Source organism: Arachidicoccus ginsenosidivorans (genome assembly GCF_007971385.1).
Taxonomy (GTDB): domain Bacteria; phylum Bacteroidota; class Bacteroidia; order Chitinophagales; family Chitinophagaceae; genus Arachidicoccus; species Arachidicoccus ginsenosidivorans.
Genome location: NZ_CP042434.1, coordinates 5,674,763 through 5,696,458, shown reverse-complemented (window position 1 = coordinate 5,696,458; position 21,696 = coordinate 5,674,763). Strand labels below are relative to the sequence as shown.

The following is a 21,696-nucleotide window of genomic DNA, read 5'->3' as shown; positions in this document are numbered from 1 at the left end:
ACAAATGATTAAAGGTGGCAGATTCCAGGCGTATAACAGCCTTGAATATTGTTCTAATTTTAAAAATAGAAAAGTAATGACCCAAATTTGTGATCAAATACATAAAGGAATTTACAGTCTTCGTAACAAATCAGGTAGCCGACAGGCGGTATCGGATAGCAGTAAAATAAAGAGAACCGCGAATGGCTTCAATTTTCCAAAGCTAACCATTGGAATTAACAGCCAGTCTACAATCAAACGTTGCTATCCAGGTTATAAATTTATTTATAAGGTAAGGTTTATAGCCGCCATTGCCTTTTTGTTCGTATTAAGTAGTTGTGCCCAGAGCTTTGGACAGCAGTCAGGTGCGGTTCGCTTTGTTTCCAGCGATACGGCGCTTACCAATAGCTTTGCCTGGGCAAAGCAAATGGCTTTGCATTACCAGGGCAAGCCCGGCGATCCGGTTGGCCCCTGGTATGAGTCGGCATTGCCGCCTAGAAATGCTTTTTGCATGCGGGACGTCTCCCATCAGAGTATTGGAGGTGCCATATTGGGAATGGACCTAGAAAATAAGAATATGATGACCTTATTTGTTTCCAATATCTCTGAGGGAAAAGACGGGTGTTCTTTTTGGGAGATGAATAAAGAAGGCAAGCCGGCACCGGAAGACTACAGAAACGACAGCGCATTCTGGTATAATCTCCCGGCTAATTTTGATGTTATGTCCGCCTGTTGGCGGCTTTACAAATGGACAGGGGACCGTTCTTATATAACAGATCACAGGTTTACTCATTTTTTTGATAAGTCTGTAACTGATTATATTGCAAAATGGGTGCTACAACCAGATAGTCTGCTAACAAGGCCAACACATCCGGGCAATCTTGACAGTTACGATGAAAACGATGCATTTAAAAGGTGCCGTGGGTTACCGTCCTATTCTGAGGGGTAAGGAACATAAAAATGGGGGCTGATCTGGTCGCAGCAATCTATAGAGGACTAATGACTTATGGCGAGTTACAGGCACATAATGACAAGCCTGCCCTAGCCAGGCGCTACTATGAAAAAGCGAAAAAATACCAGCAAGAACTTGAAAATAAATGGTGGGATAATTCGGCTGATTTGTACAATACGTATTATAGCGATCAACTGGAATTTGGGAAAACAGAAGGAGAGACTTTTCTGCTTTGGTTTGATGCACTGAGCCCTGGCACAAAAAAATCGAAAACTATTGCCCATTTACTGTCCAGGCGTTGGAATGTGGAGAATATGTCCTACCAACCGCTGATTTTATACCGAAATGGTTATCATAAGGAAGCTTATGAACAAATCCTTTATCTGACAAGTCCAAACACCAAAAGAAGGGAATACCCTGAAGTGTCATTTGGGGTAGTGGAAGCTATTGTGCAGGGGCTGATGGGCATTGAACCTGATGCGACTACCGGCGTCATTGCCACTTGTTACAATGATCCAAATATTAAAACCAGCAGAATAGAGCATCTTCCCATACTTAGAACCTCCATTGATTTGTCGCATTTCGGGGCAGACCGAAGTGAAATGACCAATAATGGTCACCGTTCCATTATATGGCGCGCTGAATTTAAAGGGGCGCTTAAATATGCAGAAATGCTGGACAGCAAGTCGAAAGAGAAATCTACCAAAAAGGCTAAAAAAGTTGCACTAAAGCAAGCTAGATTACCGGATGGCAGGGTGGTGTCCTATGTAGATGTTAGATTGGAGCCAGGAAGTAAAATTATGGTAAAGGCCAATATGAATTAGGGAGGGATAGCTGATATTCGTTTATTTGATCTGCTGTTTAATTTATTAAATTATTTAGTGGGGGAAGATTTGCCGGTACTTTTTAGTGACTTGAAATATTCCAAAAGATCGTCGCTACCATAAAAGGGAGCGACCATTTCTTTGGTGAGCATGGTGGCTACAAATTCAAATGGTCCATATGTTTTGCTGCTCGTTAATTTGCGCATTAGAAAGATCACCACTTTGCAAAGCCAGGCCGGTATATGGGTAATTTTTGCAGGTTTATTGAGAGATTGAAAGGCTAAAGTGGCTATTTCATTATGTGTGTATGCTTTGGGCCCGCCTACCTCAGGCGCTGTTTCGGGTTTTTCAATAGCTGTAAGACAAAATGCGGCTAGATCTTTTCCACTGATTGGATTAATATGGGCATTGCCTGATCCAAAAATATAAACCCGGCCTTTTTTCGCCATAATATAATAGTCATTCATGTCAGAAAAGTACCCGGTTGGTCGTATCACCCTATATGGCAAGCCAGAACTTTGGAGTTCCCTGACAAACCTTTCTTTTTCCCTGCAAATTGCCAGGTCTTGCATTGCCTGTCCATTGAAAACGGAGATATAAATAAACATACTGACGCCTGCCTTTTTAGCCTCCTCTAACAGATTCATGTTGCCTTGAAAATCAACATCATGATAAGAAAGCCCGTCTTTTTGTCTGGTGATACCTACTGACGTAAAGACAATATCTATTCCAGCACATATATCAATGAGTGTTTCAGGCTGGGTGATCTCTGCCTGGACAACCTCATTGGCATAAACAGGATATGTCTTGAGCTTTTGAGGGTTGCGCACGAGTAGTTTGGTGTAATACCCAGCATTTTTAAAGGCAATTGCTGTAAAGTGCCCTAAATACCCAGTTGCGCCTGCTATAAGTACTCGCTTCATGGTTAGTGGATTCTCAATAAAATTACGCATTGAGATTTAAAGTAAGCGTTAAAAAGCAGGTTTTTAACAAAGGTGGAAATGTGCTATTTAATTTTTATTAGTTTTAAAGGGTGGGGTAGCCTTAGCCTTTAAAACTAATAAATGGATTTTAAATAGTCAACAGACTAATCTGCAAAATGATTATATATCTATGGAGTAATTATGATCCGGTCCAAATGTGTTGGGCAAAAGTGTAATTATTTGCCGAGTCTTTATAAATAATGCTGGATATATCTGGATCTGAGCGTTACAGCTACCATTTTGATTATAAAATTCCCCTTTTTAGGGGAAGAATTTCTGTCACGGTGCGATTTAATTTTGATTTGGGCATTAAAATTAACTTTTGCTAATGCGCTGTAAGGGCCATTCATTCAAAATAAACAATGAAACTTCTAATCTTAAATATACTCTTTGTTTTGGCTGCAGCCACTCTTTTTGCCCAGAATAATTCTCCGGATATTTACCGAACTGCAACAGCGCAAGAAATTCTTTTGCATGACAAGGTATGTGAGATACTGCAGCAAGAGATTGAATCTGAAATTTGTAATGGGGGCTGGGCCGTATCAAATAAGCCCCTTTTGTTGAGGGATAATCCAAGTCAAAAGGTGGTCATCAAAAATTATTTGAAAGGAATGGATAATATACCTGTATTTATAAATGAAGATAACCGATATGAAATATCTATGAACCCCATATCCACAATATACATAAAAAATGAAGCTAAAATAAAAAGCTAACAGCGGCATATATTACAAGAACTGCTGGCCTTACTTCAGCTAGTAAAGAGCAGTTGGCTACTATTAAAGCGAAAAATGAAAGGTATTTTAAAAATATAAATAGGTTATCTAATGACAAACAATATGGAATTCTATCGCTGGAATTTAATCAAAGTCACTCCATTAGTGGTCATAACCTGGGTAAGGTGATTAAAAAGGTTACCGCTCCCGGTATTAATCAGTTGGTCTTATTTGAACAATTACCGGACGAAAACAGCGCTGACACGTTTTACAATGCTATATTATATCTGGGAGATTGGCCAAAAATGTCCGTGGGTCAAATGAATTTTTTCATTTTAAAATAATAGACAATGGCAGCGATCCAGTGATAGAAAATATGATCATAGAAATATCAACTTTTCATTATAACAAAATGATTTCAATAATTAGCCGGATTGACTGGACTAAACTAGCTAAATTTTTAAAAATTGGATCTCTTTAGCCGTGCGTATAAAATGTAAAAGCTGTAAATGGTACTGGATATAGAAGCGCCTCGTTGTTTTATGCCGATAATATTCAGATTACTTATTTTGATTCTTTGTCCTTTTTGCTAGTTGAGCAAAGGCAAGCGTACATTGATTCGTATTGCATTGTATAATAATGCTTTAAAAGTGGATAAGGTAAATAAATCTCTGAGAATGAATAGGGATAAAAATGGTAAAATGTTGAAAATTATGAGTTAAATAGTTCCTAGATGAATTTTAATGGTAAAATGGAAAAGATGAAAAGATTTTATTATATGATAATGCTGTTATGCATCCAGGTATCTGCATTTGCGCAGGTTAAAAATGGCTTCATATTATATCCAAAAGGGGCGCAGACACTTGAGCCAGAGCAGGAAATGACCATTAGCCTTCACTATGCACCAATTATTGGAAAAGATCCACTAAAATCTATGTTTGGCATTGAACTTTCTCCATATGTGATCCGATGGACTGTAAATGGAAAAAATATGAACGAACTTAGCCCGGCAGATGGAAGTCTTTCTTTTGTGCATAGGTTTGATTTATCAGCGGTAAAATATAAGGCACCGGCCATTTCCCCAGCAAAAAATCCAGTAGCTATAGCTGTCGAGGTAAAAGCCAAAGACAATTCTACAATATGGCTTGTATGTAATGCGACAATTCAGCCGTCGCAATATAAAATCACTTTGGAAGCCGAGCAAACACTGCCTTTAATTGGCCAGGATATTATGCTCCATGGGCAGTGTTATGCCAACCTTAAAGCCGCTGTAGATGGTACCTATTTTCTGGAGCCATTAGATAAAACCAGAAACATGCAGATAAAGGTTGAAAAGGCCGTTTCAGTTGAAAAGGATGGTACCTCAAAAAAATTAATTTCACCAATGATTTACTCTATTCCCTTTTTGTTTACCGTGGATAAATTGGATAAGGCGCATCCTATGGGAAATGCTACGATGAACCTCTATTATACCAGCCCTCAAAAAGGACAGGTTGTTTGGAAAATACAAGGTGATGGACATACAATTGTAAGAACCGTTGATATAGATAAAGGAACCTTAACCTACAGTCCAGGAAATACTGTGCAATTAGGCGTGAGTGGTAATAGCGGTCAAAATTCTATTGCAATGGCTACCGCCACCGAGTTGGAATTGATAGCTGGTATTCGGCGGATGAATATAAGAGAAACAATAGATAATGCACATCGTAATATGAGTGGCAGCGAAGATATGAAGGATATGGCACTGCGCATGCAAGCACATGAAAAAGACCCTAACTATTTTAAGACAAAACAGGGCGAAGCAGATCTCCAAAAATTAATGGCTTTAAGGCAGAAGATTGGCGGAAATATTACTAATACTAGTACCAAGACTAAAAATATTAATGCAAAAATTAATGATCAATATGCGAATAACCCGAATTATATAAATTCCAAGGCATTCAAAGCAGATAGGGAAGAAGCGATGGATAGCAAAGGGGAAGATGCATTCAGAACGCAAGGCCAGGCAACTGTGGCCGAAGTTACTCCAGAAGGTGCATTACTTAGAATTGAAGGCAAATTCAATTCTAACAATTCCCAGGCATTTCTACAAGAAGTCAAAGGCACCTCAATAGGTGGAGGAGAGCAAACGGCAACCTTTAAAATCAAAGTGGAGAAGATAAAATAATAGATGGCTGCAGAATTGACTGTTTCTTTCATATTATTCACATTCAACTGCAGGTGGCGGAGGTGTTTATTTTGGACAAAATCAGGCTTATATATTTTTTATGTATTTATTTTGGTGGAGCGAGGCTGGCCATAAATCATAAATAAGTTTAACTGGATGCTGTTCATGGAAGGGCAGTTGCTAACAGAGGGGCATTGCAGGTGCGTATCTTTAATTTCCTGGTTCATTTATGCTATAAGTTGGTTTAAGTCTAAGTCAATAGCATTATAATTTGAATAATTTATTGTTTTGGGACAAGGATAGAATTTCAATTTGACTAATATCAATATTAGCAGGTATTTTATCCCTTAAAATGGGAACGATATACTGTCCATTGATGTTATTTGCAACGTTAACTAAAGTATTCAATTGATTATCATGCATATTCTCTAATTGGTCATGTAATATGAAGTGCAAGCATTGGATATCAAAGTCGTCAGCAAATTGAATATATGCAAAATCAAAAGCCGCTATTTGTCCTTTCTTTTTACCAGTACTTGGATTTGCTTCTATATTTATCACCATCAAATCATAACCATCTTCTTTTTTTATAGGGCTGAGAATATAATTTTCATCATAGAGAATCACAGATAATTTTGTGAAATATTTATTAAATTGAGTTACTCTTTGCTTAATCAATTCATCATTAGCGTTGATGTGTTGGTTGGTCAAATTCAGGTCATTTTCAATTCGCTTTAATTTTGCATTTGAAAAATCCCAGAGACGTTTTTGCTCCTCCAAATTTCCTTTCCGCTCAAATTGTATATTTAATTCAGTAACAATCTTTTCTAAATCTGCAATTACGTTCGATTTTCTTATTTTATCAATTAGGCTTTTCTCTTTATTGCATAATTTAACTAAATCTGATTGCAATGTTTTCAGTTTATCCTCTAAATCGGGTAGCTCCTTGGTTATATAATCTAATTTTTCTGCTATTAATTCATTATGAAATTTTAAAGTCTCTTCAAAAGTTGTTTGTATATCAGGTATTAATGCATTAGCTGAGTCATAAAGGTTTTTTATTTTTTCATTGTTAATATGTGTATATTCATGCTCTAATTGAACTTTACTTTCATGTATTAAATCTTTCCTTACCTCTAGCTGACTGATTTGGGTGGATATTTTATTTAAATTATATTTTACCTGATTGAGCCTCACCAAATCTTCCTCATAATTTTCATTTAGATTAAAATTCTCTTTTTGCTTTTCAAGCGCTAATAATTTATCATTGTGGAAAGCCAATTTTTGTTCAATTAAGGAAAGTTCCCCTTCTTTTTTTAACCGAGCACGGAATTTATGCTCATTTTTCTTTTCGCCGGTAAGTCTATGTTTCTCCTGTGCATGCTCTGTCATTATGCCTAGCCAGAATAGATATAATGCTTCATAGACTTCATTGCCGACAAAAGAACCAAGCACTCGAACGATTTTATCCATTCGGTCTTTATCTAATCTTATATTTTTAGAAATTATTTGCCTGAATGTCGGTTTGGCTACCCCGGTTTTAAAAATTAATCGTTTTAATTCTAAATCGAATTTTTTATCGTCCAAGTAATCCGTATTATTAATCCTCTGTATTTTTTTATTTCTTTTTAAAAAGTTACGTTGTATTGTAATTTGATCACTATTTTTGTCAGTTATATCAGTTGTCAATTCAATGGTAATTAAAACTTCTGTTTCCAGTAAGAAGTTTTCAATATTTGTATTCGGCTGCTTTGAGAATTCGATGTCTTTATATATGTTTTCCCCTTTTGACCCTAAGCAATAATCGATTAAACGAAGAACTGTTGTTTTGCCAACATTATTACCAGTGGTTTGTTGGGGATTCCCTTCAGGCGTTTCGTCCACGATTAGGTTGATGCCTTTTTTGAAAGGAATGTCCCTAATTATGCCCGTTTTGTTTTCTATGATTAAACGCTTTAAAAACATTTTACTATCGCCCCCTTTTTGCCTTTTTTTATTACTCCTAATATAAACAACCAATCTAATACCAATGAAAATAAATTGATTGAAATATGATGTTCGTTATTTAATTGGTTATATAGATCTATATAATCAATATTTATAGGATTTGAATCTCCCAAAATTTCTATTAATTTGCCACCGAGATAATAGAGATCTCTTTCTGGATTTATATGTTTATTGATAATCATATTTCTTAGGTTCTTCTAAAATGCTACACCTCATAAATGCATCTACCAGGATTACGAATAAGCTTATTTGTATTGTTTCAATAGGTAAATGTGTATTTGCATTGCCACTGGTTTCTAACAAGTGCCATAGTTTTGCTTGGACATTTTCAATAATATTATCCGCGTTCGCTCTAATTTGGTCAATATTGTCGTATTTAACTTTCTCTATTAAATAGGTGTCCCTAATATTACGCAAAACAAATTCCTTTCTGGTAGATCCTTGCTTTTCAATTTCTTCATAAATCTTATTTAATCTGCCTTGATAAATTTTATACTCTTCAATAATAGGCTTAAACTTTTTAATATTATTGTAACGAATTTTATCTTCTGGGTTTGGAGCTTTTATTGGCTCTTGTCCATTTTGATCATTAAAAATAGAGCTCCCTAAACAGCTTATTACTATATTTAAAGCGGAGGGATTTTTGGTGATTAAATGTTGCCCAGATAATTTTCTTAAAATTGCTTCTTCATGGTTACGTTTTATATCTCTTAGAACTTCTACGGTATACCTTTCTGGATTATTTGTTTCAATGTGGTGATTTGGACAAAGTAATAAAAGGTTTTTATAATCCGACCTTTCCTTATTTGACATTTTTGGATTATACCTATCTGCCTTGTGCGTGTTTAGGTTCGCATCTTCAATATGGCATATATTTGAAAAATTAGTATCATCTTCCCAATTTAAAAACTGCACATCACAACCTGGAAAGGCACATTTGTTTCCAGAAAGTGCATATAATTTTTTTATTGTTAACTTTGAATATTGCCTCGCCTTGTTGTCTGCCATTTTATAATTCTAATTCGTTTTTTGTCATTATCAAATTTTATATCCTTACCTTTTTTACCAATTATGTGGTTTGGATGTTATTTTGTTGTTTTTTAAATAACGATCCAAATTCCAATTAATTGAAAATCAGTGGAGTTTATAGTCTTTTGTTTAACAAGTTTCAAAAGTAAAATAAAAGTTTCGAATATGCTGACTTTGCTGTAGAGATTGATAATATCGCTATATGTAGCTTTGGCAAGCCCTCGCCAAAAGGTGATGGCTTGTTGACTTAGTCTTTCGAGGTTAATTTAACTTACTAATTGGCCAATAATCCATCTTATCAAACAATAATATTCGATTAAATTTGTGAGGTCCTGATATATTGCCCTGATTTGGTGAGTTTTCAAGCTAAGTTTAGCAATGGGTCTCTATGTTGGTTATAGTAAGTCATAAATCAAAGGATATTAAAGTAAAAATTAGGTATAAAAAATGCATTTAATCGCTGAAAATAAGAGTTTACTATTTAAAATGTCAAATAATGGGCCCGTGCAATGGATTTGGCCATTTATATTCTTGCTGTTACTATTGCTCGCAGCTATTAATAATAGTGCTGCCCAGCAACTTAAATGGCAAGAAGTCGCACCAGGGATTTATAAAGCCACAGTAGGAGTGCCGGATAAGATTGACCTACGTAGCGCGGCAGGCGCTGAGGCCAATATGCATGGCTTACAAGATATTGGGGAAGAGCCGTTTCCGCTTGTCAAAATGGACATCACTGCAAAAGTGGTCGACCACCAGACATACCTACATTTTCCACTTGATAAAAAAGAACAACTTTTTGGTTTTGGTCTTAATTTCAAGACAGTCAATCAACGTGGCCGGATTATGCAGCTGCATGTGGATAATTATGCTGGTGCAGATGATGGCCATACACATGCGCCGACACCGTTTTACGTATCCTCAAACGGATATGGTGTATTTGTCAATGTCGCCAGATACATCAAGATATATGCGGGAACTGCAGTAGAAAAAGACAGTAAACATCCACCCGTGATTTATGACAGAAATCTGGACAAAAAGTGGAGCCCCCGACCCTATTCTGATGGCGTGGATATGCTGGTGCCGGCATCGGGTGGGGTGATTTATGTTATCGCCGGGCCTACGACGCTGGACGTCGTACGCCGCTTTAATCTGTTTAATGGCGGCGGGCCTATCCCGCCAAGATGGGGACTAGGTTTTACCCAGCGCGTCCAAAGATTATATAATGCAGACCAAGTGGCTAAAGAAGCAGCAGATTTTGAAAGCAAAGGCTATCCACTTGATTTTATCGGTCTGGAGCCAGGCTGGCAAAGTAAATCCTACCCCTGCACTTTGCAGTGGGACAGCACCCGCTTTGCTCATCCGGCAGCCTTTGCAGAAAGTATGCTAAAAAAGGGCGTCCGGCTTAATTTATGGACCAATCCCTATATATCTCCCGAGTCACCTATTTATAAGGCAATCAAACCTTTTACAGGTACGCACACCGTCTGGAATGGTGTGGTGCCTGATCTTACCATGAAAGCAGCCAGGGATATTTTTTTTGGTTATCTTAAGCAGCATCAGGTCGCTATTGGCGTCAGCGGATTCAAATTTGATGAAGTCGATGGCGGCGATCAGTACCTATGGCCAGATGTGGCGACTTTTCCCTCCGGCACCAGTGGCGAGCAGATGCGTCAGATCTATGGCCTATTAATCCAACGCTATAGCACAGAGATGTTTCACCAGCTGAATAGAAGAACCTATGGACTTGTACGGGCATCTAATGGCGGTGGCGTCCGATTTCCTTACGTGATATATAATGATTATTATGATCACAGGGATTTTATTACTGCATTAATTAATAGCGGATTTGCCGGCGTACTCTGGACGCCGGAAGTCAGGGCATCCAAGACGGCCGAGGAATGGCTGCGCCGTTTTCAGTCAAATATCTTCTCACCCCTGGCCATGATCAATGCCTGGTCCAGCGGCACTAAACCCTGGACATTCCCGGAAGTCGCAGATCAGATAAAGCAACTCGCAGAACTTAGAATGCGCATGATGCCTTACTGGTATGCATCCTTTGCACTATATCACTTTAAAGGAATCCCACCATTTAGGGCCATGAATCTGGAACCCGGATTCAGTTCCACACTTAAGCTAGAAAAAACAGCGCAGAACCTGGAGGAAAACCCTTATGAAGAAGCTAAAGCAAAGGAAATCAAGGATCAATATTTAGCTGGTCCAAATTTATTAGTGGCACCCATATTTACCGGGCAGACCAGCCGTAAAGTTATTTTACCCAAAGGCAATTGGTATGACTTTTATACAGGCGCTTATGTGGGCAACGGTGAGATCATTCAAGTTACGCCAGGACTTGACAAAATCCCAGTCTATGTCAGAGATGGAGGCATTATACCCATGATGCCCGCTATGTTACATGCCCCTGGGGGCGATCAGAAAGTTGATCTGGAAATTCGATATTACGGTACCAAGCCCGGCAGTTTTCAGCTTTATGATGATGACGGTCTCAGTTATGACTATGAAAAGGGCGCCTATAGCTGGAGAACGATTACGGTTGTCAAAAATGCAAAAGGGATCTTAGAAGGCAAGATTAGCGCACCCGTGTCCGGTAAGCCCAATACATTAGGTAAGATCACCTGGAAATGGATGACGGCTCAACAGTAAAGTCATGTTGATAAACCAATTTAGAATCATAAAAATTTCAGGGAACACCTATGCCACTTTATTTTCAATATATACTTATTCAATGGCCAATAAGCCATCAGTTTAAAAATAAACAAATAATATTTGCGCTAAAAGGCGGCGGACGTTGGCACGCATGGTTCATAAGGCAATTTCGCACTTTAATCATTTTGCTTGTTTTATCCATCGGGCGTAACGGTGTTTTTGCCCAAAAAACATACACGCATAAATCGCAAGCTCAAAAATCACAGGCTTTAAAATCACACCCTTTAAAATCAAACCCTTTAAACGCACATCCGGACAAGCTAAATCACGTAAAATCAGAGGCAGTGGATAGTGCAGCCGAAGGCACAATGTTAAACGAGGTTAAGGACCGTGATCAGGTGGCTATTGATAGTGCCCTTAATGGTTGGTGGACTGCTTCAATGCAAAATCATGAACAAAGAATCAGCTGGTGGCGGGAAGCTAAATTTGGCATGTTTTTGCATTGGGGCGTATATTCCGAAGCTGCTGGAGCATGGCAGGGCAAACCCGTTCCAGGTTATGCAGAGCATCTTATGCGTATAAAAAAGATTCCCCGCAGCGTATATCTAAATCTGGCCCATCATTTTAATCCCGTCCAATTCAATGCAGACACCTGGGTGAAACAAGCAAAAAAGGCAGGCATGCGTTATTTGATTATTACCGCCAAACATCATGACGGCTTTGCAATGTATGACTCAAAGGTATCAGATTATAATATCGTCAAGCAGAGCGCTTATCATAAAGACCCAATGGTTGCCTTATCGGCTGCCTGTAAAAAATACGGCCTCAAATTCGGGTTTTACTATTCCCATGCATTTGACTGGGAGCACCCAGATGCACCTGGTAACGACTGGGATTATGATAACCCGGGTGGAGACAAAAAAATTGGTGGAGAAAAATGGTATGACAATCATCCCGAATGGTTACCCAGGATTCAGCGCTATGTAAATGAAAAAGCCATACCACAAATTAAAGAACTGATCCAAAAATATCATCCGGATATTCTTTGGTTTGATACGCCGCACAAATTACCGCTTTCAGAAAATCTTCGGATACTCAAAGCTATTCGGGCCACAGATACAGCTTCTGAGATCGTCATCAATGGACGGCTGGCCCGCATTTCAGGACGTAATTTCGGCGATTATCAAAATACAGCTGACCGGCCGGCAGCGTTTTATCCGGTCCAGGGAGACTGGGAAGCCATCCCCACGACCAATGAATCCTATGGGTATTCAAAGTTTGATTTGTCGCATAAACCCGCCAGTCATTTTATCCGCCTACTGGCCAGTGCGGCTTCCAGGGGCGGTAATCTGCTCATGAATATTGGCCCCATGGGAAGTGGCGCATTTGACCCCAAGGATATAAAGATTTTAAATGGGATAGGCGCCTGGATGGCCAAAAATGATTCCAGCATATACGGAACCCAGCGTAGTCCGCTCCCCTTACAAAGCTGGGGTGTCATTACCACAAAAGCAAATAAAATCTTTTTACATGTCTTTGAGTGGCCAAAGGATGGTCATTTATATGTTGGTGGCCTGAAATCCCCTGTAAATAAAGCTTATATGCTGGCAAATCAAAGGGAAATTATATCCGTAAAACGAATAAATCCTTTGGATATTATGTTGAAACTGCCTACCAGGGCTGAAGACGATGACACTGCCAATACCGTAATTGTCCTGGAGTTAAAAGATCATGCTCCAACCATTCAGGCGGATTCATTGCGATACGTCTCCACAAATATATCCCTTAGCCGCTTACTCGCTTACGACGCTACCCAGCACGGAGGCAAGTTCGGTTTTGGTGATGGAAAAGCGAACCGTTATTACGTAAGTGGATGGAAGTCAAAAGATCAGTATGTAGAGTGGACTTTCAGGACAGATTTTCCAGCGCAATTTAATATACAAATAAAGTATGTGTCAGACGTTGCCTCGGGAGGTCGCTATATGATGTCCCTGGATGACTATCAGGTTAACCGCGTCGTCGACCACAAACCTTCCGAAAAAAATCATACAGATGATGGCGGTACAGTTGATCTTCCTGCTGGCATTCATCATCTAACAATAAAGGCAGAGGCGATTACAGGGCCAGAACTCATGAAATTATTAGAAATCCAATTACGCCCATTACAGAAGGACTAAATAAAAGCAAATTATGAAGCGAATTATAAAACACCTAATAGTAACCATTATTATCACAGCTGCTTGCTGTACAGTTGGCTTTAGCCAAAAAGTAAAATTAAATAAAGCAGGTATACAAAAAGTATTTAAGGAGATTGAATCCCAGACAAATGTGATGCTAAAAGCAGTACCTGAAGCGCAAGCAGGTCATGCCAATCTAGTCTCTCCACGCACAGAAAAGATGGCAAACTATTACTTGTAGCTTCTAAGGATTGGACCAGCGGATTTTTCCCTGGCCTGCTTTGGTACCTGTATGGATTTAATCACCAGTCTAAGTGGGCAACAGCTGCCCGTCAATATACAGCACGCATTGAAAAAGAAAAATGGAACGCTACGACCCATGACATGGGATTTAAGGTGTATTGTAGCTTTGGTAATGGATACAGACTTACAAAAGATCCGACCTACAAAGCAGTAATCATCACTGCCGCTAAGACGCTTTCCTCCCGTTTTAACCCGACCGTAGGGGCAATCAGATCCTGGGACCATAATAAACAAAAATGGGCATACCCTGTTATCATTGATAATATGCTGAACCTGGAACTGCTTTTTGAAGCCACAAAGTTAACAGGAGATACCAGTTTTTACCATATTGCTGATCAGCACGCTAAAACCACCATGAAAAACCACTTTAGAAAAGACTATAGTTCCTTTCATGTGGTGGATTATGATTCAACCACCGGCCGTGTTATCAAAAAAACGACCCATCAGGGATATAGCGATGCGTCTGCCTGGGCCCGCGGCCAGGCCTGGGGACTTTATGGATATACCATGTGTTACCGGGAAACCGGTAACAAGACCTATTTAGCTCAGGCTGAGCTTATTGCCAGGTTTATTTTAAACAATCCGCACCTGCCTAAAGATCTGATTCCCTATTGGGATTTCGATGCCCCGGGTATTCCAAATGAACCCCGCGACGTATCAGCAGCGGCCGTTATTGCAAGCGGCCTTCTGGAACTAAGCACTTATAGTAAAAAAGGGCACTATTACAGAAAAATTGCCATAAAAATTTTAACCCGACTCACCAATCATTACCGGTCGGCCGCCGGCCGGCACCATGGCTTTATCCTGCTGCATAGCACAGGGTCAAAACCAAGTCATTCGGAAGTTGATGTGCCCTTAAACTATGCCGATTATTATTATGTGGAAGCCTTGCAGCGATTAGATAACCTGTACCTACATAAATCTGTCTTGTAAGCCGACCATCATAAGATGCGTAAGACAACAGGATAAACCGCGACAATGAGCAATATAAATGACAAATAAGCGATCATGAATGTGAAATTTAAAAGAAAAGGACTGTTATCGTTATTGAACAAAAAATTTGCGGTCCTTATGTTTATTTTCCCTGGCTTAACCAAGGCAAATACTTGCGTTGACTATATGCTTTCACCGGACCTTCCCCGAGATGTGATGGCAGCAAATAATCATCTTCGGTCTATACAGGAAGATTTTGTGGAAAATACCGTTTATGGTTCTGACGCCTTCCAATATACTTTAAAAAAAATCAAACCCATTAGCTCTATTGCCGATTTAAATACTGCCCTGAAAACTGCGGGGCCAGGTGATATGCTGCTTTTAGCAGATGGTACCTATGACTTGAAAACAGATATCGAAGTTGCTGCCCGTGGCCGATCCGGCAAACCGATTATTCTGGCAGCAGCCCATAGTGGCCAGGTTATTCTTACTGGAAAGGGCGGATTGGTTCTAAAAGCACCCGCAGCCTATATTGAAATCCGGGATTTTGTCTTTAAAAATGCCAGCTCCAGTGCTATGTCCACGGCTGGCACCAGCCATTGCCGTTGGACACACAACGTTTTTGAAACCACAGGCGACGGCAACGATCTGACAATCGCCGGAGATTATCAAGAGGTGGATCATAATAGTTTTTTAAACAAAGACGCCATGGGACGCTTTCTAGCCATAAGAGGTCATGGTAGTCAGATTGCAAAGTATTTATGGATTCACCATAATTATTTTGCGCATTATAAAGATCAAGGGGGTAAAAATGGGGCAGAGGCTTTCCAGTTTGGCTTAAGTGGCTATAGTATGTCCACCAGTACAAGCCTTGTAGAGTATAATTTATTTGAAGACTGCAATGGTGAAGCTGAATTGATCTCCGTTAAGGCATCTGGGGTCACCTTGCGCTATAATACCTTCAGAGACAGTAAAGCGCAGTTTACTTTACGTCACGGTAATCACTGTAATGTCTACGGAAATTATTTTTCAATACCCCGGTATCCGGTTTTTTGGGGATGATCACCGCATCTATAGTAATTATTTTGAAAACTGTCCGCTAGCCATACAGATTGGTAATGGTGATGGAGAAGTAGCAGATGGTGCCAAGCTGACTTGTCACGACCGACCAGATCGAGTCTTTATCGGTTTTAATACATTAATCAATAACAAAACAGGCTTTTATTTCGGTCGGCGCCATAATGGTTTAGGTGCTACCGCTATTCAGATCACAGGGAACCTGATTGAAGGGGGGAAGCGGTGGCTAGGGTTCAACAAGGAGGCGGTCTAATCCTTAGACCTATCTGGACAGATAATGTTTATTACGCAGTAGGCAGTACAGGTGATTTACCGCTCGCTGACAATCCACCTTCCGCATTATATAACAGAGAAGAAAATCCAAAACTTATTAGGGACACGCCAAAGAACAAAGACCCAAAAAGAGAGAAAATAGAAAATGGGGGAGTTATGCATCTATCCAAAAATAGCCCGACGTTATATATTCAAAGCAACGTGCCGGCTTTTATTACAAAAGGTCAACTGACAGATATTGACGGCCAGCCAAGAAAAGGGAAATTAATGATCGGCGCAGATCAGTGCTCCCGTGCACGAAAAATCAATTTCCCCTTAACACGACCTTCACTCGGGCAAGTGGGTATAACGCAAAGCAGGTAAAGACCAATAAGCGACTAAATTACATATGTTGATTTTGGACGTTCGTTTGAACAGGTCATTAGGAAATTTGAGGTTTTTGAGGCTAAAATGCTATCATTTGCCTGCTTTTTGTTGGCATTTATGCCAAAATAGATGAATAGAAGGGAAAGCTGTTACAGTTATTAATGAACAATCCTATTTATTATTGCATTTAGGTTGACCACGGAATAAGTCTGAAAAAAGAGCGGATGATCCTTTTAGGTATAAGATAAGCAAGGATTATTCAATGCGCTTCTTTATCAAGAAACAAAATGAGGCCCTAAATTTAAAAAATATAATCATGAAATTTAGAAGTGTGCGGTGCGTAAAAATTATAATGAGGCTGCTTACAGCCAATGGCTTAACGGTTTGTTTAATAGCTTTACTGCTAACCGGGTCAAGTAGCGGTTTATTTGCCCAATCCTCGGTAACCACCAATAAAAATGCGCAAGATCAAAAAATGCAGTGGTGGCGCCAGGCACGTTTTGGCATGTTTATTCACTGGGCGTCTATGCACAGCTGGCTGGCGTCTATAAGGGACATAGCCAGGCCCGCGGTGGCGCAGAATGGATCATGAACCGCATGAAAATACCGGTGAAGTCCTATCAAAGTTTTGCCAAACAATTCAATCCGGTTAAATTCAATGCAGATAGCTGGGTCAGGATGGCCAAAGAAGCCGGCATGAAGTACATTATTATCACCGCTAAACATCATGATGGTTTTGCTATGTTTGGTACCCATGCCAGTCCCTGGAATATTGTAGATGCCACTCCTTATGGCAAAGATGTGCTGAAGATGCTGGCTGAGGCCTGCAAAAAATATGATATCCGGCTCGGCTTTTATTATTCCCAGGCTCAGGATTGGAACAATCCTGGGGGCAGTGCCGCCCGCAAACTCACCAGAGAAGGCTGGCCCAACCCAGACAGCGCAAAAATAGATGCTTATACGGCTGCCCATCATGGTCATTGGGATCCCTTACAGACAACCGCAAGTTTTGCAGATTATATTGACCGTGTGGCTGTACCGCAAGTTAAAGAGCTTTTAAGTAATTATGGTAAGATATCCGTTTTATGGTGGGATACCCCTACCAATATGACTAGGGAAGCCGCAGAAAAGTTGCAGGCTTTATTAAAGTTACAACCAGGGATTATTACAAATGACCGCCTGAAAAGACCTGATTTTCCAGGGGATACCAAAACGCCTGAACAGAAGATTCCAGATGCGGCCGCTTTAGATGGCAAGGACTGGGAAACCTGCATGACCATGAATGGCACCTGGGGTTATAGAGCCTCAGATCACAACTGGAAATCAGATACCACGCTTATCCATAATCTATGTGATATCGCGTCCAAAGGCGGAAATTACCTGTTAAACATTGGACCTAAACCTGATGGTACCTTCCCTGAGGCAAGTGTTGACAGACTTCGGGAAATCGGACAATGGATGAAAGTGAATTCAGAAGCGATTTATGCCACAAATGCCAGCCCATTGCCTCCTTTTGACTGGGGACGCTGTACACGAAAGGCGGAAAAAGGGAATACCATATTATATCTGAGCGTCTTTCATTGGCCGGCGGATGGCAAATTAATCGTTCCCGGTCTGAAAAATAAAGTACTTGCTGCCAGTCTTTTAGCAAGTGGCAAGGTAATTTCCACAAATAAGTCCAAACAGGGATTGGTATTAACGCTACCAGCTAAAGCACCGGACCCCATTGCAAGCGTTATTAAATTGGTCGTGCAGGGTGAGATGACAACCTATCACCCGAAAAGCAATTCAACAATATCTACAGGAGCCCTGGATTAACACTATACTTGTTTGGACTTGTTGATTAGGTAGGTCCTATTTTTAACTAGATTTCAGCAGAACTGTACATATAAACAGCAAAATAATGATTAAAAAGTTATTCAAACTGCCTGCCTTGATTTTGGTGATGGCTACTGCTTGTTGTTTTGGTTATAATCCAGCAAAGGCGCAATTGCAGGCTGTTGACACCCTTTCTAATTATATTCTGACACCTGTTCCAGGTCCTGAACCTCGGATAAATGGTGCCAGGATATTCGGTGTTCGGCCTGGTCATCCTATATTATTTCGGGTAACTGCTACCGGAACAAAACCCATGACCTTTAAAGCAAAACACTTGCCCAAAGGCGTATACCTGGATAAAAATACAGGTCAGTTGTCAGGAAAAGTAACAAAACCCGGACGCTATACAATTGAGTTTGCTGCGAATAATAGGGTGGGTAAAGATTCCCGCAGATTTACTTTAGTGGTAGGAGAAGAGATAGCCTTAACACCGCCCATGGGCTGGAACAGCTGGAATATTTATGCCAGCAAAGTAACCCAGGCACTGGTGCTGGCAAATGCAAAAGCCATGGCCAGTTCTCCATTAATAGATCATGGCTGGAGTTATATGAATATAGATGATGTCTGGCAAGGCAAACGAGGCGGTAAATTTCATGGAATACTGCCAGATTCAGCCACTTTTCCGGATATGCAAAATCTAGTCGATCAGATACATGGCCTAGGCCTTAAAATCGGCATCTATTCTTCCCCTTGGGTAGAGACTTACGGGCATCATATCGGTGGGTCCTCCAGAAATAAAGAAGGGTTATTTACACCCACCCCGGTAGACGTCAAAAGAAATCGCAAGCTTTTTCCTTATGCGATTGGTGAATATAAGTTCTGGAAAAATGATGTCCAGCAATGGGCGCTTTGGGGATTTGATTACCTGAAATATGATTGGAACCCCAATGAATTACCTGAAACGAAAGCAATGTACCATTTGCTTAGAGAAAGCGGCCGGGATATCTTACTGAGTCTTTCTAATTCTACCCCTTTTAAAACCATAGACTCCTTATCCAATTATGCAAATGCCTGGCGAACAGGCGGGGATATCCGAGATAACTGGAAAAGCCTTAAAAGTCGCCTGCTTACTCAGGATAAATGGGCCCCTTATGCCAGACCAGGTCATTGGAATGATCCCGATATGATGATTGTGGGGTATGTCGGCTGGGGCAAGAGCCCGCATCCTTCAAAGCTTACTGCAGATGAACAGTACAGCCATTTAAGCGCCTGGTGTTTACAGTCCGTGCCTTTGCTTTTGGGTTGCGATTTGACAAAACTGGATAAATTCACCCTGAGCCTTTTAACCAATGATGAAGTGCTGGCTGTGAATCAGGATCCGCTTGGCAGACAGGCAACTGTCGTAAGTCGCATTGATTCCTGTGGGGTACTTGCCAAGCCCTTATTCGATGGTAGCAAGGCCGTAGGGCTCTTCAATAGTACGGATGGTACAACCAGGGTGCTAAGTGTCACTTGGGCTGATTTAGGACTCTCAGGGAAATACATTGTTCGGGATCTGTGGCGTCAAAAGGATCTGGGCGTGTTTACGGATAAATTCTCTGCAAAAGTGCCTGCTCATGGCGTGGTGATGGTTAGTATCCGTAAGGCGCAACAATAACAATCATTATTGGATAGTCGTCTAAAAAAACTGATGCTGATTTTCTTAAGCAAAGTGATCCTCGGCTATCAAAATGATGCACAAGAATAAAAATTAGCTAATTGAAGCAAAGGGTGAACAAGTTGAGTTAATCAACATACAATGATGCACTGTTGAAAGGCAAAACGGGTTAACTTAAAACCGCAATATCATATCAAATGAAAAGCATTTTAATACAATTGATCATTTTTATGCTGTGCTGCAATTACTGCGTTGTGCATGCGCAGCAGTCAAAGGTAAAACCGCTCCAGCAGAGCAAATGGGTCTACCTGAGGATAGGACAATCCGGAAAACCCGAAGGTAAACTGCTATACAGGCACACCGCAAAAGGAGACCGGATTATGGATTTCTCAAAAGCCGGGTATAAAGGTGGCGGCGTAGCCTTGCCGCATGTTCCGGTTAAAATCACGCTAAAGCCCGTTAAAGGAGATAATGCCTTAGCTATACAGGCTGCGATCGATAAGGTGGGCAGATTACCCCTTATAAATGGATACCGCGGTACAGTATTGCTGGCACCGGGTGTGTTTGAATGTTATGGCCCCTTTAAAATAAATAATAAGGGTGTTGTGCTAAGCGGTAGTGGTAGTGAAAAGCGGGGAACGGTACTTCAACTCATGGGCGAACCGCATACTGCCATTGAAATAAGAGGACAAATTAAGGTTGAAGGACTTGGGCATGCTACTCAAATAACAGATCGCTATGTTCCGGCAGGTAGTGATTATATTGATGTGCAAAATGCCGCTGGATTAAAACCAGGGGACTGGATCCGGATCACAAAATCAGTAACACCCGCCTGGCTTCATTTTATGGGAATGGATCAACTTTCCCGAAATAATAAGCCACAGACCTGGCTTTCTGGAGAACTCTTTACAGACCGTCAGATAGCTTCCATTGATAACAAAAAACTGACACTTGAAGTGCCTTTGTCTGATAGTTATGATGGCCAGTATCTGGATCCTCCGGGCGTAAGGGTGGAGAAAATCCAGTATACGGATGTATTGTCAGATATAGGCATAACTGATCTCAGTATCTATGCGAGGCCGCAGTCTGGAACCATTAATGAGCACCATGATCAGGCGCTTTTACTATCGGGAGTGCAGGACGCCTGGGTTAAAAATGTCCGGATTTTAAATACCGTCAACAGTATTCGCATTAAAGGCAGGCGGATGACCTTTGACCACGTATTTATTGAACATGTAGTGCCCACAACGGGAGCCGCTAAACCGGCTGATCTTAGCGTGGGTGGTACGCAGTTACTTTTTAATCAGTGTTTTATTCAAGGAGATAATGTTTTCTATTTTGCGACTGGCGCACGGGTAACCGGCCCAATTGTACTGCTGAATTGTATTTTTACAGGGAAAGGCTGGATACAGCCCCACCAGCGTTGGGCGACCGGCATACTTGTAGATGGTTGCAAAGTGCCTGAGGGCGGGATTGATTTTATGAACCGCGGGGCCTACGGCTCCGGTCACGGCTGGGCCGTTGGTTGGGCCGTCGCCTGGAATTGTCAGGCGGCTAGCTATTTGAATCAGATGCCGCCAGGAAGCGCCAATTGGGTGATCGGAAGCACCGGCAAGAAAATGTATAAGCCGATGCCCTTTAATAAATCACCCAATGTTCCAGCAGGTATTTACGATGCCTATGGGACATCAGTCATACCTAAGAGTCTCTATCTGGCACAACTGCGAGACAGACTTGGTGCAGAAGCCTTAAGCAATATTGGGTATTGAAG

Annotated in this window: 19 protein-coding genes; 15 read left to right on the top strand and 4 right to left on the bottom strand. The window is 40.7% G+C overall.

Translation table 11 applies throughout. The annotated features are described in order from the left end of the window. The first annotated feature begins 76 nt into the window (after positions 1–76). Together FSB73_RS22825 and FSB73_RS22820 are read left to right on the top strand one after the other, a co-directional pair. Complete coding sequence (locus FSB73_RS22825) at positions 77–928, top strand: hypothetical protein (RefSeq protein WP_146787731.1); 852 nt, start codon at positions 77–79, stop codon at positions 926–928. An 11-nt stretch (positions 929–939) separates the two neighbouring features. Further along, positions 940–1,755: a hypothetical protein gene (locus tag FSB73_RS22820; protein WP_146787728.1), complete on the top strand. Its 816-nt coding sequence runs from the start codon at positions 940–942 to the stop codon at positions 1,753–1,755. Positions 1,756–1,805: 50 nt separating this feature from the next. Here the strand turns inward: FSB73_RS22820 and FSB73_RS22815 are convergent, their stop codons facing one another. Beyond that, positions 1,806–2,708 carry an SDR family oxidoreductase gene (locus FSB73_RS22815; RefSeq protein WP_225974307.1) on the bottom strand — a complete coding sequence of 301 codons (903 nt, stop codon included), beginning with the start codon at positions 2,706–2,708 and terminating at the stop codon, positions 1,806–1,808. 392 nt (positions 2,709–3,100) lie between these two features. Between FSB73_RS22815 and FSB73_RS22810 the strand changes: the two genes are divergently transcribed. From FSB73_RS22810 to FSB73_RS22800, 3 genes are all read left to right on the top strand, one after another. Continuing rightward, positions 3,101–3,454, top strand: a complete 354-nt coding sequence (locus FSB73_RS22810) for a hypothetical protein (RefSeq protein WP_146787723.1) — start codon at positions 3,101–3,103, stop codon at positions 3,452–3,454. A 53-nt stretch (positions 3,455–3,507) separates the two neighbouring features. After that, positions 3,508–3,798: a hypothetical protein gene (locus FSB73_RS22805; protein WP_146787718.1), complete on the top strand. Its 291-nt coding sequence runs from the start codon at positions 3,508–3,510 to the stop codon at positions 3,796–3,798. A 416-nt stretch (positions 3,799–4,214) separates the two neighbouring features. Continuing rightward, a complete protein-coding gene (locus tag FSB73_RS22800; protein WP_146787713.1) occupies positions 4,215–5,621 on the top strand; it encodes a hypothetical protein in 1,407 nt (468 codons plus the stop codon). 264 nt (positions 5,622–5,885) lie between these two features. Here the strand turns inward: FSB73_RS22800 and FSB73_RS22795 are convergent, their stop codons facing one another. Genes FSB73_RS22795 through FSB73_RS22785 form a run of 3 tightly spaced genes read right to left on the bottom strand, consistent with a single transcriptional unit; the run spans position 5,886 to position 8,636 of the window. Then, positions 5,886–7,586 (bottom strand): DUF2326 domain-containing protein, encoded by a 1,701-nt coding sequence (locus FSB73_RS22795; RefSeq protein ID WP_146787710.1) that lies wholly within the window; start codon positions 7,584–7,586, stop codon positions 5,886–5,888. Next, positions 7,577–7,810, bottom strand: a complete 234-nt coding sequence (locus FSB73_RS27870; RefSeq protein ID WP_146787708.1) for an ABC-three component system middle component 6 — start codon at positions 7,808–7,810, stop codon at positions 7,577–7,579. The genes FSB73_RS22795 and FSB73_RS27870 overlap by 10 nt, the downstream gene beginning before the upstream one ends. After that, positions 7,797–8,636, bottom strand: coding sequence for an ABC-three component system protein (locus FSB73_RS22785; RefSeq protein WP_146787705.1), 840 nt, complete (start codon positions 8,634–8,636; stop codon positions 7,797–7,799). Before FSB73_RS22785 ends, FSB73_RS27870 begins: the two co-directional genes overlap by 14 nt. Positions 8,637–9,161: 525 nt before the next feature. Here FSB73_RS22785 and FSB73_RS22780 point away from each other — a divergent pair. The 10 genes from FSB73_RS22780 (at position 9,162) to FSB73_RS22735 (ending at position 21,694) form a co-directional block, all read left to right on the top strand. Further along, positions 9,162–11,318 (top strand): glycoside hydrolase family 31 protein, encoded by a 2,157-nt coding sequence (locus tag FSB73_RS22780; protein ID WP_225974306.1) that lies wholly within the window; start codon positions 9,162–9,164, stop codon positions 11,316–11,318. A 347-nt stretch (positions 11,319–11,665) separates the two neighbouring features. Continuing rightward, positions 11,666–13,498: an alpha-L-fucosidase gene (locus tag FSB73_RS22770; protein ID WP_225974305.1), complete on the top strand. Its 1,833-nt coding sequence runs from the start codon at positions 11,666–11,668 to the stop codon at positions 13,496–13,498. A gap of 13 nt (positions 13,499–13,511) precedes the next feature. After that, the gene (locus tag FSB73_RS26035; protein WP_225974304.1) at positions 13,512–13,739 is read left to right on the top strand and encodes a hypothetical protein; all 228 of its coding nucleotides are present in this window, start codon (positions 13,512–13,514) and stop codon (positions 13,737–13,739) included. Positions 13,740–13,774: 35 nt separating this feature from the next. Beyond that, complete coding sequence (locus FSB73_RS22765; protein ID WP_225974899.1) at positions 13,775–14,734, top strand: glycoside hydrolase family 88 protein; 960 nt, start codon at positions 13,775–13,777, stop codon at positions 14,732–14,734. A 186-nt stretch (positions 14,735–14,920) separates the two neighbouring features. Then, entirely contained in the window at positions 14,921–15,796 is an 876-nt protein-coding gene (locus tag FSB73_RS22760) for a polysaccharide lyase 6 family protein (RefSeq protein WP_158639684.1), read from the top strand. After that, the gene (locus tag FSB73_RS22755) at positions 15,744–16,064 is read left to right on the top strand and encodes a polysaccharide lyase domain-containing protein (protein ID WP_146787699.1); all 321 of its coding nucleotides are present in this window, start codon (positions 15,744–15,746) and stop codon (positions 16,062–16,064) included. The genes FSB73_RS22760 and FSB73_RS22755 overlap by 53 nt, the downstream gene beginning before the upstream one ends. Beyond that, positions 16,034–16,447: a hypothetical protein gene (locus FSB73_RS22750; RefSeq protein ID WP_146787696.1), complete on the top strand. Its 414-nt coding sequence runs from the start codon at positions 16,034–16,036 to the stop codon at positions 16,445–16,447. Before FSB73_RS22755 ends, FSB73_RS22750 begins: the two co-directional genes overlap by 31 nt. A gap of 486 nt (positions 16,448–16,933) precedes the next feature. After that, a complete protein-coding gene (locus FSB73_RS22745) occupies positions 16,934–18,268 on the top strand; it encodes an alpha-L-fucosidase (protein ID WP_225974303.1) in 1,335 nt (444 codons plus the stop codon). Between the two features lie 85 nt (positions 18,269–18,353). Continuing rightward, positions 18,354–19,925 (top strand): putative Ig domain-containing protein, encoded by a 1,572-nt coding sequence (locus FSB73_RS22740; RefSeq protein WP_225974302.1) that lies wholly within the window; start codon positions 18,354–18,356, stop codon positions 19,923–19,925. Between the two features lie 197 nt (positions 19,926–20,122). After that, a complete protein-coding gene (locus FSB73_RS22735; protein ID WP_146787694.1) occupies positions 20,123–21,694 on the top strand; it encodes a hypothetical protein in 1,572 nt (523 codons plus the stop codon). Positions 21,695–21,696 lie beyond the last annotated feature (2 nt).

Bases quoted from the DNA above. Each gene is read 5' to 3' on its own strand.
- FSB73_RS22735 (WP_146787694.1), top strand. From the start codon at position 20,123: ATGAAAAGCATTTTAATACAATTGATCATTTTTATGCTGTGCTGCAAT.
- FSB73_RS22825 (WP_146787731.1), top strand. From the start codon at position 77: ATGACCCAAATTTGTGATCAAATACATAAAGGAATTTACAGTCTTCGT.
- FSB73_RS27870 (WP_146787708.1), bottom strand. From the start codon at position 7,810: ATGATTATCAATAAACATATAAATCCAGAAAGAGATCTCTATTATCTC.
- FSB73_RS26035 (WP_225974304.1), top strand. From the start codon at position 13,512: ATGAAGCGAATTATAAAACACCTAATAGTAACCATTATTATCACAGCT.
- FSB73_RS22815 (WP_225974307.1), bottom strand. From the start codon at position 2,708: ATGCGTAATTTTATTGAGAATCCACTAACCATGAAGCGAGTACTTATA.
- FSB73_RS22820 (WP_146787728.1), top strand. From the start codon at position 940: ATGGGGGCTGATCTGGTCGCAGCAATCTATAGAGGACTAATGACTTAT.
- FSB73_RS22740 (WP_225974302.1), top strand. From the start codon at position 18,354: ATGATTAAAAAGTTATTCAAACTGCCTGCCTTGATTTTGGTGATGGCT.
- FSB73_RS22755 (WP_146787699.1), top strand. From the start codon at position 15,744: ATGTCTACGGAAATTATTTTTCAATACCCCGGTATCCGGTTTTTTGGG.
- FSB73_RS22785 (WP_146787705.1), bottom strand. From the start codon at position 8,636: ATGGCAGACAACAAGGCGAGGCAATATTCAAAGTTAACAATAAAAAAA.
- FSB73_RS22760 (WP_158639684.1), top strand. From the start codon at position 14,921: ATGCTTTCACCGGACCTTCCCCGAGATGTGATGGCAGCAAATAATCAT.
- FSB73_RS22810 (WP_146787723.1), top strand. From the start codon at position 3,101: ATGAAACTTCTAATCTTAAATATACTCTTTGTTTTGGCTGCAGCCACT.
- FSB73_RS22795 (WP_146787710.1), bottom strand. From the start codon at position 7,586: ATGTTTTTAAAGCGTTTAATCATAGAAAACAAAACGGGCATAATTAGG.
- FSB73_RS22800 (WP_146787713.1), top strand. From the start codon at position 4,215: ATGAAAAGATTTTATTATATGATAATGCTGTTATGCATCCAGGTATCT.